This window comes from Anabaena sp. CCY 0017 (assembly GCF_963920885.1).
In the GTDB taxonomy this organism is placed as follows: domain Bacteria; phylum Cyanobacteriota; class Cyanobacteriia; order Cyanobacteriales; family Nostocaceae; genus Nodularia.
Map to the genome: position 1 here is coordinate 74,418 of NZ_CAWUDG010000010.1, position 13,161 is coordinate 87,578.

A 13,161-nucleotide genomic window follows, 5' to 3' on the forward strand; every position below is an offset into this window, starting at 1 on the left:
CAACGATTATTTGTTGGTAATAACTTTACAAAACTAAAATTACCATCATTATTATGATTTATGCCAAAATTGGCGAAAGCGATCAACTCAATGACCCCATTCAAAATTATTTAAAAAAGTCAAAAAGCCTATACGCATAGGCTTGGCGTTGGTTTCAAGTGGTTGGTTGATCAAGCCGTGTTGTACTAAATTTGAGGTTATTTTTATGAAAACTGGTTTAAAACGTATTGAAGCAACTTTACATGATTTAGGGAATCGTAGTACTCTCCCCACCGAAGCTGGTGATTCCTTAAAGTCGTCTTTTTCCTTTCGGATTAGCGTGGGTGCAACGGAATCTCCAGCAAGTACAGATAAACCATCTGAAAAACAGATAGAAGAACTAACCACAGAATCCCCAAGTCATGATTCTGTCGAACAGGATTTATTTCCTCACCATCCCTCTGTGCAAACCTTCCCAGCCCAAGAAATTGACGGCAAAGCACCCAGCCTACCTAAGTTCAAAAATCCGACCTTCAGTAGCCATCGTCACGGTGCTAATCCGGCATTAGCAATGAATATATTGCAAGAAATTCAGCAACATATCGCCGGCTGGCAGACTGAACTCCAGACAATTTTACAGCAAATTCAGGATATTTACTTAGAAGGACCAATTGTGAATGGTTGGTTAGAATCCAATCTCAAAGAACCCGAACAGGGCGGAACTGCAACACTCCGCCACGGGGAAGTTAATCAATTAATGGATTATGTGGAAGAAATTTGTACAACTACGGGTAAAGTATCTGAAAAAGCTGCCCGTGCTGGTTATAGCCTCTGTGGTTTGGATGACGCTGGAAAAGTCTGGTCACGTCCCTGTCCATCAGAGCAATTACCTATAGTTAGTATGGCGATCGCACGTCATCAAAAATTACGTCAACTCTTGGGGCGTAAGCAGTATTTAGAAACCCGCCTCAGTCAATTGGCAGAAACTTTGGTAGTTCTCCACAGTAACATTCAACAGGCTTGAGTAGAAACTGAAAATTATATTTTGCTTAAATTGACACCAAAGACGACTGTATTTCTACTAAACTGGCAACTAACAAATAATTAAATTTAAAATCACTTCTATGCCAGACCACCAAATTTCTGCCATTATCTGTACTCACAATCGAGATAACTACTTAGGTGCTGCGATTGATAGTTTGTTAGCACAGGATTTTACTGCTGACTTTGAGGTTGTGGTTGTGGATAATGGGTCAAGCGATCGCACCCGTGAAGTGGTAGAACAAAGACTGGGCGATTCCCGTGTTAAATATGTCTTTGAACCTACCATTGGTTTATCTGTAGCTCGGAATACGGGAGCTAAAGTTGCCAGTGCAGACATTATCGCTTATTTAGATGACGATGCCGTAGCTAGTGTTTCCTGGCTGCAAGTCTTGTATGCTGCCTATCAGAATAACTCGAAATTAGCGATCGCTGGCGGTAAAGTTACCCTGTTATGGCCACCCAACACCGAACCACCAAGCTGGTTATCTCAGGGATTAGCTGGCAATTTGGGAGCATACGATTTAGGCGACAAAATGATTTATATTCAGCAGCCAGGCTTAACCCCTAGAGGCTTGAATTATTCTCTCCGCCGCAGCTTTTTAGCAGAAATCGGTGGTTTTGATCCTCAGTTAGGGCGAGTCGGAAAAAATTTATTATCCAACGAAGAACTGCAAATGACAGAATTTGCCCTGGAGCGAGGTTGGCAAGTTGCATATATTCCTGAAGCTTTAGTCGCTCATAATGTCGCTCCTGAACGTCTTAAACGCTCCTGGTTCTTAAATCGTGGCTGGTGGCAAGGTATTAGTGAATGCTATCGTGAACAACTTGCAGGTAAAGCCGATATTGGTCAGTTACAAAGGGGTAGTGAGCGATTTTTGCGGGGTTTATACAAGGCATTGAAATATTTTGCTAATCCCGCAGAACGTTTTGATAAACTTGTCTATGCTTATGGGCAAATAGGTTACTTAAATGCTGCTATTCAAGGCTTTTTATCAACTAATAAGAAATCGTAATTTATATGTCATCTAAAATACTAGTTTCTCTAGGAATATTTTTTTTAATGATTCATAAATGTGGATTTAATACAATCTAGAACCTCACCCCCAACCCCTCTCCTAAGTAAGGCTACGGTGTACACACAAGTGATCTGATCCCCCTAAATCCCCCTAAACCCCTTCGGGGATGCGCCTTCGGCGTAGAAAAAGGGGGACTTTGATTCTAGTTCCCCCCTTATCAAGGGGGGTTAGGGGGGATCGAAACGCTCTTAGGCAACTTGATAAGACTTGTGTGTACACCGTAGCCTAAGTAAGGAGAGGGGAGATTTCACTAATAACTAATGACAAATGACTAATAACGAATCTTTTGTAGATTTACGTAAGTATGATCAATCCTGGTTTGATCGGGGGCGACCTGGTTGGTATATTTTAGTATGGTGGTTTGTGCAGGCGATCGCCTTTCCTCTAACTCCTCATTTTGCCAGTGGTTGGCGCTGTTTTATTCTGCGACTTTTTGGCGCTAAAATTGGTAAAAATGTCTTAATTCGACCAACAGCCCGTTTTACTTACCCTTGGAAAGTTACCATTGGTGACTATAGTTGGATTGGTGACGATGTAGTTTTATACAGTCTAGATGAGATTTCTATCGGTGAACACTGCGTAATTTCACAGAAAACTTATTTATGTACTGGTAGCCACGATATTCAAGATCCTGCCTTTGGTTTGAAAACAGGAAACATTACCATTGGCAATGGAGTCTGGGTAGCAGCAGATTGTTTTGTGGGGACAGGAGTCGAAGTTGGTTCTAATGCCGTCATTGGCGCTCGTAGTAGTGTATTTACTGATATGCCACCTGCTCAGGTTTGTTGGGGAAGTCCTTGTCGTCCTCAATATCCCAGACAGGTGAAAATTGAAAATGTATAGACTTTATAGCTCAAATCCTTGAATACAAAGGGTTATATACGCTGCTCACGTCTGACAACGGACTTTTTTGCCATAACTTTGAAATTTATCACAAAAATTCCTCAATAACTAAAGCATTATTCAAGATGTGAGGATTTATGTGTTAATTTTGACATACCAGACAAATCCAAAATGCAGATTATAGACAAGCCCAAGTCTACCGATAAATGCATAAGTATGTTTTGTTTGAATTTATCTAACTTTCTATTACATCTATTTCAAAGCAAGTTAATTTCTCAGGAAAACCAATCATGTCTATTGTTAAAAATTTCATAGCTCCATTTTTAACGACAAAATTATTTACAGGAAAAAACAAGAAACTATCTCTTATTGGACTAGTAGTGTGTTCGTCTTTAACTGCTTCTTTTTTATTACCCGAATTGAGTGATACTGTTTCGCAGCAAAGTGCTTCTGTCGCACAAGCACAACAAACTCAAAATTCTGTCTCAAATCAAGTAATTCAATTAGTGAATCAAGCTAGGTCTCAGGGACGTGTGTGTGGAAACAAGAGATTTAATGCCGCAAGTCAAGTGTCTACAAATAGTAGCCTCAATAATGCAGCACAAGTACATAGTTCAGACATGGCCGCCAGAAAGAAAATGAGTCACACGGGTTCTAATGGTAGTTCTTTGGGACAACGTGCAACGCAAGCGGGGTATCAATGGAGAGCTATTGCTGAGAATGTGGCTGCTGGTCAAAAATCTCCAAGTGAAGTAGTTCAAGCATGGCTCAAAAGTCCAGGTCATTGCGCTAATATTATGAACTCAAATTATAACGAGGGTGGTGTGAGCGCTGTTCGGGGTGGTGATGGTTTGCTTTACTGGACAATGATGTATGGCAAACGTTAAATCAACTCTAGGGAGAGAGGCTTTCAAATCACCCTCCTTCTAAGAAAGGGGGGTTAGGTTTCTGAGGCTTAGAGGATGTTTTAAAAGTCTTATTGTCGGTAGCAAAACATTCTAGATCCCCCTAAATCCCCCTTTTTAAGGGGGACTTTGATTCTAATTCCCCCCTTGAAAAGGGGGGAAAGGGGGGATCATTAAGTGCCTAAAATCACAGCCGGACACTTTTCAAACACCCTCTTAGATGTTAGCAATAATACTTGTCAAAGCCTCTAAATAAATAGCTTGATAGTGTTACCAAAATATCAATTGGAAAAATGTGGTTTTAACTACGCTATGACATGGAATTAGTAAGATAAAATTGCCATTATGCATGGCATCGAAATACTGATATTAATTGAGTAACAAAACAGGAGCAGCAATGAGCCAAGAAATAGCCAAAGTAATATTATGGGAAGAAAAGCAAAAAGATTATCTGAAAAAATTCTATGACCTACAATTTACTCCCAGAATAGGAGAGGAAGTTTACTTAAATAAGGAAAATTGGCGAGTCACCAGAATTGAGCATGATTTAGAAGTTAGTGAGGTTAATATCTATATGGAATTAATCAAAAAACAGAAGTCTGAGAAATCATCTAATTCATAAATAAAGTGCTGAGTGCTGAGGGCTGAGTATAAACCCAGTTGATTTAAGTGCCTGGTTTAATCTGGAAGTACTATGTGTTTTTGGTTTGATTTCTAGCCAGTTGCAGTGAAGCGGCGATCTCGTGCTGTAACTACCTTTATCAACCATGTATCGGCGTTGTACAGCGCGAGGATCAGCAACTGGCAATTGTCTGGGATTTCTGAGACTAGAGGTAATCTATCCCTCGGATAACGAAGCTGTTTGTCTCAGTGACCCAACTGATATCTTAATTAAAGCTGCAACAGATTAATTTTGTCTGCCAAATTGCCATAAAGAGAGAGTATTCACGAAAAAAATAACAATCCAATGCCGATGAGGGCAATGATTACCCCAGCGATCGCGCGCCAACTCACTTTTTCACCTATGCAGATGGCAATCGGAATCACAAATATGGGGCTAGTCTGTAACAAGGTGGAGGCAATTCCCGCAGCAGTAAATTTAATCGCTGTTTGTTGTAGCCAAATGCCCAAGTAAGTCCCACAAAAAGCCGCAAAGCAAGCAGCAAAAATGATTCGCTTCGTTTGTCTGTAGGGAAAGGATATGGCTTGCGCCTGACGGTTGGGTAAACACATCCACCCTAAAAGAATCAATTCGGCTGCACCTAAGCGCAATAAAGCAGCCCAGACAGGTGTAATATTACCAGTGGTGAAGGCGACGCGAGAGATAACTGTTCCAATGGCGTTGGCGATCGCCGCTAATAAGCCCCAGCCGATACCTCGCCATAGGTGCGCGGGAGAATCATCGCTGCTACCGGGAACTCTTTCTGTGACTACCCAAGCCACTCCCAAAATAGTGATGAAAATTCCACCCCAAGCCGTGAGATTTAAACTTTCTTGCAGCCAAATCATGGCCGCGATCGCAGTCATGGGAGGTGCAAGGGTACTCAGCAGTAAAACACGGCGTGCGCCCAAGTAATTAATTGCCGCTAAAAAAGCCGTATCACCCCAGCTAATACCTATAACTCCACTCAAGCACAACAGAAGAATGGGAGTGGGGGCAGAGGTGGGCAAGGATTCCCCAGTGAGTAAGATGGTCAAAATTAGCAAGGCGATCGCCACTATTCCTTTGAGTAAATTCAGTCGTAGCGGCGGAATATGCTGCCCCACAATGCCATATACCACCGAAGCGATCGCCCACAAACCAGCAGCAGCTAAAGCGGCTAATTCACCTCTGCCATTTATTAAGAAATTATTAAAAATATAATTTCCCCCTTAAATAATGCTCGAAAATATTTAATAATACAGTAAATAGCTAAATTAATTATAGCACTCGCTGGATGAGAGTGCTAATTTTCCCAAAAAGAATATTGCCACGTTATCGGCAAAAAAATAGTTTTTCTAGATAGCTTTAGAGGTTTTTTCACAACAATTTAACAGCAGAATAAAAATTTTCCACACAACGAATCAATCATTGGGAGGAATGGGATGAAATATACTTTTGACATTGTAGGTGTATCTCCTGCTTGGCAATTTTTTAGTCAGCAGCAACAGACCACAAACCAACCAAACAGAGGAGGCGTAGAATATCTAAGTACCCATAGATGTACCTTGGATGCCTTGTTAGAAACTGTGGAACCCTTACCAGTTAAATTGGGTTGGAATACTGAACAAGTAATAGATACTGTCGTGCAGTTTTGGTTAAATAATGCCGAGAGTATTCGTTATTGGAAAATCCGCTTGATTGATGCTGGTAATGAGAATATACTTGTGGCTAGACTGGCAAACATCACATCATTACAAGCTGAATTTGAATCTTTATTAGGTAAATAGATGGGAGTGGGGGGACGTAAACAATTCACAATCGAAAATTATGTGCTACTGTTGCCCCAACTCTCTAATATTGTTCATGACTTGTTGATATAAGTCATTGTTATTTTGTGCTTGAAAAACACCTGCGGCTTTTTGCAAGTCCTGGAGCGCACCCTGTCGATCGCCCTCAGCAGCACGGGCATTTCCCCGATTATTGTAGGCGGGGCCAAAAGTGGAATTGAGGCGAATGGCTTGATTGTAATCGGCGATCGCACCCTGTCGATCTCCTTGAGCAGCACGGGCATTTCCGCGATTATTGTAAGCAATGGCAGAGCGAGAATCGAGGCTAATGGCTTGGTTAAAGTCATTTATCGCCTCGTTATTGTCTCCCAGGGCGGCGCGAGCATTTCCCCGATTATTGTAGGCTTCAGCATAGCGGGGCGAGAGGCGAATAGCTTCGTCATAGTCAGCGATCGCCCGTTGATTATCTCCGAGAGAAGCCAGAGCATTTCCGCGACTATTGTAGGCTTCGGCATCATCAGGAGAAAGATTAAGAGCTTGATTGTAATCAGCGATCGCTCTTTGCTTATCCCCCGCATCAAAGTAAGCTAGTCCCCGGCTTTTATAGGCTGGGGCAAAATTTGAATCCATCTCAATGACTTTAGTATAAGTAGCGATCGCCCCTTGCAAATCGCCTCTGAGGTGTTGATTCTTCCCTTGAACATAGAGATTACCTGCTGCGGATGTTTGAGCGATCCGACTATTAGGAGGACTAATGCCAATTTCCGTTACCAATACATCTTTATTCTGACTACAAGAAATACTGGTAATTGCACTCAACGCAGTAACCACAGCTATAGTCAATATTTTCTTAACCTTCACCTGTTCTTGCTCAAATAGCCGCTTCATAAGTTACCTTAAATCGTCATTACACCTGGATTACAATTAGCACTAAACTTAGTTAATCCATTAATACAAAATTAATTCTCGTTCTATTTTCTCAATCAAACCGCGCCCAACAGTCTGCCCTTATTTCCTTTCTTCCCTTCTTTTCTTGTTTCTTTGTGTACTTTGCGCCCTAAAGCCCTGGGGGCATACGCTGCGCGGTAAGCGTTCGCGTTAGCGTGCCGGAGGCTCTAGCTATGCCGAAGGCTTTATGTGGTTCGTCTTCTTCTTAAATAAAAATTAAAACACTGAACTAGGGATGAAACATAAGTATAATTATCCGGAATAAATAATCTATTTGCTAAGTGAATTATATTTTAGACAACTAGCTAATATTTTTATGTTTTTCCTTATACTTTATGCAGAATTGGATTTGTACATCAAAGTTTTAATTAATATTAAATTTGATGAACAATATTTACTTAGCAGCCTTATTCTTGGGATTCATTATTCTTGGGATTCATTTTGTTCTTGATTTTTGGTAGACAGTCGCCAAGATGTAGTTGTGTCAATATCCACAGATAATTGCTGCAAATTTTCACCTAAATCTTTTTGAATCTTCTGAGTCAGTGTAATGGGAAAATCTAAACTCACATCTTGATTTTGTACCAGTCTGACTAATTCCGTAAATGGCACTTTTACAGATTTACGTTCATAACTACTTAATTTACAGACAGAAGTTTCCATAATATTTTGAGCTTGCATCGCTTTTTTTAAGCGTTCTTGCAGATGCTCAAATTCAGACTTTAACAACTGCCAATGTTCTGACAATTCTGTGTATCTAGAATCGAGTGCTGTTAAATCTTCTGTTTTGGGATCTGGGTTACTTGCTACTTGTAATTCTAATAGTTGTAAATGTACCTGAGCCAGATAAATACAGTCTAAATAAGCATATTCAATCTGCCCTTCAGTTAAAGGTCGCCTGCCCCAATCACTTGTTTGTTCTTGTTTGTCGATATAATTAAATCTACACAGGGCTGTAGCTAAAGTTTTAAGTTGGTAGTTAGGCAATGGTAAAATATAGTAGGGTATTTTTTGAGCTATTTCTAAAGTGCAGGTGATATTTTTGGCTTTCTTACTGCCCAGAAACTTGACATCATAACTAGCATTGTGAAATACCTTCTCAATATCAGGATTGATCATAATTTGCTCAATAAAGTCAGCAACCAGATCAGGCTGATTCAGCACATCTAAAAGATAAACGCGATCGCCACTCATATCTGTAGGATCATCCAATACCTGAATCAGTGACAGTCTAGGATTACGAGATTTATAGTCAGCCACTTCTGTATCAATCCACAAAGTTTTAGCATTGGTATATTCAGCAACTTTGGCACGAATATTACTAGCAGAATTTAGGTATGGCATGAGTAAATATTTCCTGATCGTTGAGTAAGATAAAGTTAATTACAGTTTTCTCAAATTCACATTTTGCATATCCACGCTGATACATTTAGCGGTTGATATACGCATGAAAACAGATTATCTCATCTTAGGTAGTGGCTTGTCAGCATTGGTATTTGGCTCACTGATGGCAAAATCTGGTCGAAAAGTTCAAGTCTTAGAGGCTCATGAACATCCGGGGGGATTTGGCCACACCTTCACGATGGCAAAAAAGTATAAATTCAATGCTCAATTACATTATGTTTGGGATTGTGGCGAAGGACATACAGTCAATCGTGTTCTGAAAAAACTGAACTTGGATCAAGATGTCACCTTTACTCGATATGATCCTAACGGTTTTGATCACATGAGAATGCCGGGTTACGCATTAAATATTCCTTCCGAACCCGCAGAGTTAATTCGGCGACTATCTGAACTATTTCCCCAAGATGCCAAACAGATAGGTAAATTTGTTTGGGAAGTCCAAAAAACCAGTCAAGGAATTAAGAAATTATCACCACCAATTATTCCTGGAGAAATATTTGCACATCTGGGTGAAGTATCCAGTGCTGTCATGTATTTAAACAGTACGCTGCAAGATGTGTTCGACAAATTCAAATTACCTCAAGCAGCACAAACCCTTTTAGCATTGCAATGGCCTGATTTTTTATTACCTCCAAATCAAGTTTCTTTTTACGCTTGGGTGATTTTATTTACAGGATATCAACAAGGTGCATTCTATCCCGAACAGCATTTTGATCATGTCATCAATTCATTAGTCAAGGTAATTGAAGATAATGGCGGTGAAATTCTGCTGAATCAGGAAGTAACTGATTTTGAAGTCATTAATAAAACTATCACTAAAGTTCAGGCAGTTGATAGAATCACCCATCAAAGCCGTGAATTCACTGGCGAAAATATTATCTGCAATATAGATCCTCAAAAAGCTGCTCAGATGATTGGAGTAGAAAACTTTTCGAGAAAAGTCCGCCAGAAGCTTAATTATGAATATTCTCCTTCAAATTTCATGGCTTACTGCGTGGTTAAAGATATTGATTTGCGAGACTATGGATTTGGGAAATGGAATGTTTTTCATACTAGTCATGAAGATTTAAATGCAGCATTCTATCAAATGTATGAAAATAATGATTTTTCTCATCCTAGTTTTGCAATTACAACACCCTCTTTAATGACAGCGCAGCCAGACTGTCCAGAAGGATGCCAAATTATCGAGTTCTTGACAGTTGCTAATTATGATTATTTTAAACAACTTCAAGATACCGATGCTAAGGCTTATAGACAGAAAAAATCCGAAATTTTAGATGCTATTTTAGATGTCGTGGAAAAAGACTATATTCCCAATATCAGAAACCATATTGTCTTTAAAATTACAGGGAGTCCCACAACCAATGAAAGATATTGTTGGTGTCCCAAAGGAAATTCCTATGGTTCCAATCTCACACCTCGCAATATGGGTATTGGTAGACTCAATTACAAGACATCTTTAAAAAACTGCTACTTTTGTAATGCTTCATCTGGTTATCCAGGGTTTGCACCGACATTTTGGACTGGAGCAAGTTTATATCAAAAATTATCAGGAGATGCAATTTTACCAAAAGGCTAATAGTCAGATTATAGCGCACACAAAATAGATTTGTGACTGCTGGTAGTCTACGTAGGTTGGGTTGAGGAACGAAACCCAACATTTACATGAATGACTTTGTTGGGTTTCACTTCGTTCTACCCAACCTACAATTTTTTTAACTGAACCGTATTACTTTATAGCGCACATAAAATAGATCCACGACTGCTGTTAGAAGTCGAGGATCTGAGCCTCTCTTGATTATCCATTAGTTTGGTAATGAGATATGAAAATAGCCATTATTGGGGGCGGAGCTAGTGGTATGGTGGCAGCATACCTGCTAAATAAAGATGGTCATGAAGTCACAGTTTTAGAGAAAGAACCGATTTTAGGCGGACATATTCGGACATTAAATCAAAACGTTAAACCCAATCAATCAAATTGTGATCAGATTTTAGAATGTGGTGTATTAGAATTTCCTCGTGCATTTCATAATTTTATCAAATTAATGCACGAGCTAGAAGTAGAGTTAGAAGCAGTTGATATTAGTTCCGCCTTGTTTTGCCAAGATGGTCGTCATTTGCTGTCAGCTTTGATGATCCACAAGAATTTTACAGGAATACCGCGTTTAATTGAACTTTTTAAACTCAATACTCTTTATGCAGGTGCTGCTAACTTATCGATAAAAACGCAGTTTATCCACAAAGAAAATTTGGTAAATCAGCCAATTGGTCAATATTTTACCCGCCAATGTATCCGAAATGATTGGCTAAAACTCTTGTTGATGTATAGCTATACTATACCGTTTGAGTTAATTGATAATTTCCCCTTAGAATTGGCAGTTCCGACGCTAAGAGACTATATATTTGTCAAATGGGTGAGGATAAAAGGCGGAGTATATTCCTATATAGAAAAGATTTTAGCCCGCTTTCAGGGTAATATTTGGCTTAATGTAAAAATTGCCGGAATTATCAGACAAAATGATGCTGTTCAAATCAAATTATCGGATGGTGTGACGCATTGTTTCGACAAAGTGGTTTTAGCGACACCACCTGACCAAGTAATGAAATTATTATCTGACCCCACGAATGAAGAAGTTAAAAGGTTTTCAGTATGGCAAAAAAACCAAGCTAAAACAGTTATACATACAGACACTTCTATGTATACTAAATATGGCATCAAACAAGGTGCAGAATTTGGTTTTTTCCAAACAGAACAAGGATGGGGATATAATGCTTACCTCAACCAGCTTTGCGGAATATCATCACCTCCTGAATACAGCTTGGCTTTTAACCTGGATAGTATTATCGCTCCAGATAAAATTCTGCATATACAGGAACACCACACACCCCTGTACACAGTAGATTCTTTCAAATACAGAAACGAAATTATCATCACTAACGGCGAAAACAATACCTACCATGCGGGAGCTTATCTGGGTGATGGATTGCATGAAGGAGCTATCACATCTGCAATGCGAGTTGCAGAATTAATTCATAATTTGTAGTCATGTGATTTATTTTTTCTACGCTAATGGACTTCCAACAAAAAACCCCTAGCGCTCTATGATGGCACTAAGGGTTTAAAAAAGGCTAGATGTGCAGTAGGAGGAAACTGCTTATACCTAGTTAGTCAACCTGCGGCTGTTCATTTTCTGTGCTATCGTTGGTGTGATCAAGAGCTAATGGTTTTCCTGGAGTATCTGCAATAGTTGGGGCTTTGCAGTTTCTCTTATCGAATAAAAACTCATTCACAGAATCAGACAGCTTTATGTGCAACACACCACCATAAACTTGTGACAAATCTATTAAGGGTTTTGCAAAGAATGATTATTTATATTTATGTTTATGCAGTAAATTAATTAGAGCATCTTATGGTAAACAGGAGAGAAGGGTTATGTTGGATAAACTCATAAAATATTTTGTCTACGCGACAAAAGGGTATATTACAAAAACACAGCTTATTAAGTTTTTGTATCTAGCTGATCTTTACTCCATTAAGTGGACAGGAAAGCAATTAACTGATCTAGATTGGTGTTATTATCAATTTGGCCCTTGGAATGAGGGTATAGATGCTGCTTTAAATCAAATGAATGGTAAAGAGATTATTCAAGAATCTCAGTATAATGCAACATATATTAAACCTGTGAATCAAGCTGCTCAGGCACATGATTTAGACATACCTCTCAGTATTAAGTTTGTGCTGGATAATATTCGCAGAGAGTGGGCTGGTTCAGATAAACTGAATCAGTTACTAGAGTATGTATATAACACTGCTCCAATGCTAGAAGCAAAAAATAACCATCGCCCAGAAGAAAAAGTCAAACTTAATTTACAGGCAGAAAGAGAAAAATTAGTTAGTGAATTAGGGTTGTAAAGTGGCTGGACAAAGACCTAGACAGGGTTGGATATATTCCATAAATCCCTACAGGGTATCTCTTCGTTGCAAACTGGGTCATGTTCATATTTATAATTTAGATGAGCCAGGTGAAGTAGGATGTCAAACTTGTAATGAAAATATTAATTCAAGTAGAGTTTTTCGAGGGACACATCCTTACATAATCTGGACAAGTGATCAATTTCAAGATGAATCTGGATATATAGCCACTTTTTCCGTTATTCCTCTGACTTCACAAACAACATTTAATGGTTTACCAACCACATATCCAATTAACTCTACAAGTAGAAATGGTCTTGATAAAAATTCCTATGCCCTAGTTCATCAAATATGTACTGTTGATGCTAATTGCTTCAAAGACTCATCAGAACATTGGTTAAATCGAATTGGACAATTAGATAAACCAGATAGAGAAGCTATAGAAGAACGGTTAAAGTATTTTTTAAATATTCAAGAGAATCCTAGTGAAGACTGGTTTATTCAAAATGCTTCTCCAGAACTTTTAAAAAAAGTCTTTGATTATCTACTTGAAGATACAAAAAATTTAGCAATAGAAGAATTAATTAATAATTTAGGATCATAATAAATAGGACATAGC

14 protein-coding genes are annotated in these 13,161 nt (G+C 39.0%); 10 read left to right on the forward strand and 4 right to left on the reverse strand.

Annotated features, from left to right (window positions below):
* Window positions 1–205 precede the first annotated feature (205 nt).
* From ACM0OW_RS14045 to ACM0OW_RS14065, 5 genes are all read left to right on the forward strand, one after another.
* Window positions 206–1,003: a hypothetical protein gene (locus ACM0OW_RS14045; RefSeq protein WP_414550722.1), complete on the forward strand. Its 798-nt coding sequence runs from the start codon at window positions 206–208 to the stop codon at window positions 1,001–1,003.
* A 100-nt stretch (window positions 1,004–1,103) separates the two neighbouring features.
* Window positions 1,104–2,036 carry a glycosyltransferase gene (locus ACM0OW_RS14050; RefSeq protein WP_414550723.1) on the forward strand — a complete coding sequence of 311 codons (933 nt, stop codon included), beginning with the start codon at window positions 1,104–1,106 and terminating at the stop codon, window positions 2,034–2,036.
* 330 nt (window positions 2,037–2,366) lie between these two features.
* The gene (gene hpsU / locus ACM0OW_RS14055; protein ID WP_414550724.1) at window positions 2,367–2,942 is read left to right on the forward strand and encodes a hormogonium polysaccharide biosynthesis acetyltransferase HpsU; all 576 of its coding nucleotides are present in this window, start codon (window positions 2,367–2,369) and stop codon (window positions 2,940–2,942) included.
* 290 nt (window positions 2,943–3,232) lie between these two features.
* Entirely contained in the window at window positions 3,233–3,829 is a 597-nt protein-coding gene (locus tag ACM0OW_RS14060) for a CAP domain-containing protein (RefSeq protein WP_414550725.1), read from the forward strand.
* A gap of 415 nt (window positions 3,830–4,244) precedes the next feature.
* Window positions 4,245–4,469 carry a hypothetical protein gene (locus tag ACM0OW_RS14065; protein WP_414550726.1) on the forward strand — a complete coding sequence of 75 codons (225 nt, stop codon included), beginning with the start codon at window positions 4,245–4,247 and terminating at the stop codon, window positions 4,467–4,469.
* Between the two features lie 323 nt (window positions 4,470–4,792).
* Here ACM0OW_RS14065 and ACM0OW_RS14070 read toward each other — a convergent pair whose 3' ends face one another.
* Window positions 4,793–5,629, reverse strand: coding sequence for a DMT family transporter (locus tag ACM0OW_RS14070; protein ID WP_414550727.1), 837 nt, complete (start codon window positions 5,627–5,629; stop codon window positions 4,793–4,795).
* Window positions 5,630–5,932: 303 nt separating this feature from the next.
* Between ACM0OW_RS14070 and ACM0OW_RS14075 the strand changes: the two genes are divergently transcribed.
* Window positions 5,933–6,277 carry a hypothetical protein gene (locus ACM0OW_RS14075; protein WP_414550728.1) on the forward strand — a complete coding sequence of 115 codons (345 nt, stop codon included), beginning with the start codon at window positions 5,933–5,935 and terminating at the stop codon, window positions 6,275–6,277.
* A 45-nt stretch (window positions 6,278–6,322) separates the two neighbouring features.
* On the opposite strand, the gene ACM0OW_RS14080 is transcribed toward ACM0OW_RS14075, so the two are convergent.
* Entirely contained in the window at window positions 6,323–7,165 is an 843-nt protein-coding gene (locus tag ACM0OW_RS14080; protein WP_414550729.1) for a tetratricopeptide repeat protein, read from the reverse strand.
* A 483-nt stretch (window positions 7,166–7,648) separates the two neighbouring features.
* A complete protein-coding gene (locus tag ACM0OW_RS14085) occupies window positions 7,649–8,569 on the reverse strand; it encodes a ribonuclease D (RefSeq protein ID WP_414550730.1) in 921 nt (306 codons plus the stop codon).
* Window positions 8,570–8,672: 103 nt separating this feature from the next.
* Here ACM0OW_RS14085 and ACM0OW_RS14090 point away from each other — a divergent pair, with 103 nt between their 5' ends.
* Together ACM0OW_RS14090 and ACM0OW_RS14095 are read left to right on the forward strand one after the other, a co-directional pair.
* Window positions 8,673–10,208, forward strand: a complete 1,536-nt coding sequence (locus ACM0OW_RS14090) for a phytoene desaturase family protein (RefSeq protein ID WP_414550731.1) — start codon at window positions 8,673–8,675, stop codon at window positions 10,206–10,208.
* Window positions 10,209–10,452: 244 nt separating this feature from the next.
* Complete coding sequence (locus ACM0OW_RS14095) at window positions 10,453–11,673, forward strand: FAD-dependent oxidoreductase (protein WP_414550732.1); 1,221 nt, start codon at window positions 10,453–10,455, stop codon at window positions 11,671–11,673.
* Between the two features lie 121 nt (window positions 11,674–11,794).
* On the opposite strand, the gene ACM0OW_RS14100 is transcribed toward ACM0OW_RS14095, so the two are convergent.
* Window positions 11,795–11,968 (reverse strand): hypothetical protein, encoded by a 174-nt coding sequence (locus ACM0OW_RS14100; RefSeq protein ID WP_414550733.1) that lies wholly within the window; start codon window positions 11,966–11,968, stop codon window positions 11,795–11,797.
* Between the two features lie 94 nt (window positions 11,969–12,062).
* Here ACM0OW_RS14100 and ACM0OW_RS14105 point away from each other — a divergent pair, with 94 nt between their 5' ends.
* Complete coding sequence (locus ACM0OW_RS14105; RefSeq protein WP_414550734.1) at window positions 12,063–12,542, forward strand: type II toxin-antitoxin system antitoxin SocA domain-containing protein; 480 nt, start codon at window positions 12,063–12,065, stop codon at window positions 12,540–12,542.
* A gap of 1 nt (window position 12,543) precedes the next feature.
* Window positions 12,544–13,146, forward strand: coding sequence for a type II toxin-antitoxin system PemK/MazF family toxin (locus ACM0OW_RS14110; RefSeq protein WP_414550735.1), 603 nt, complete (start codon window positions 12,544–12,546; stop codon window positions 13,144–13,146).
* Window positions 13,147–13,161 lie beyond the last annotated feature (15 nt).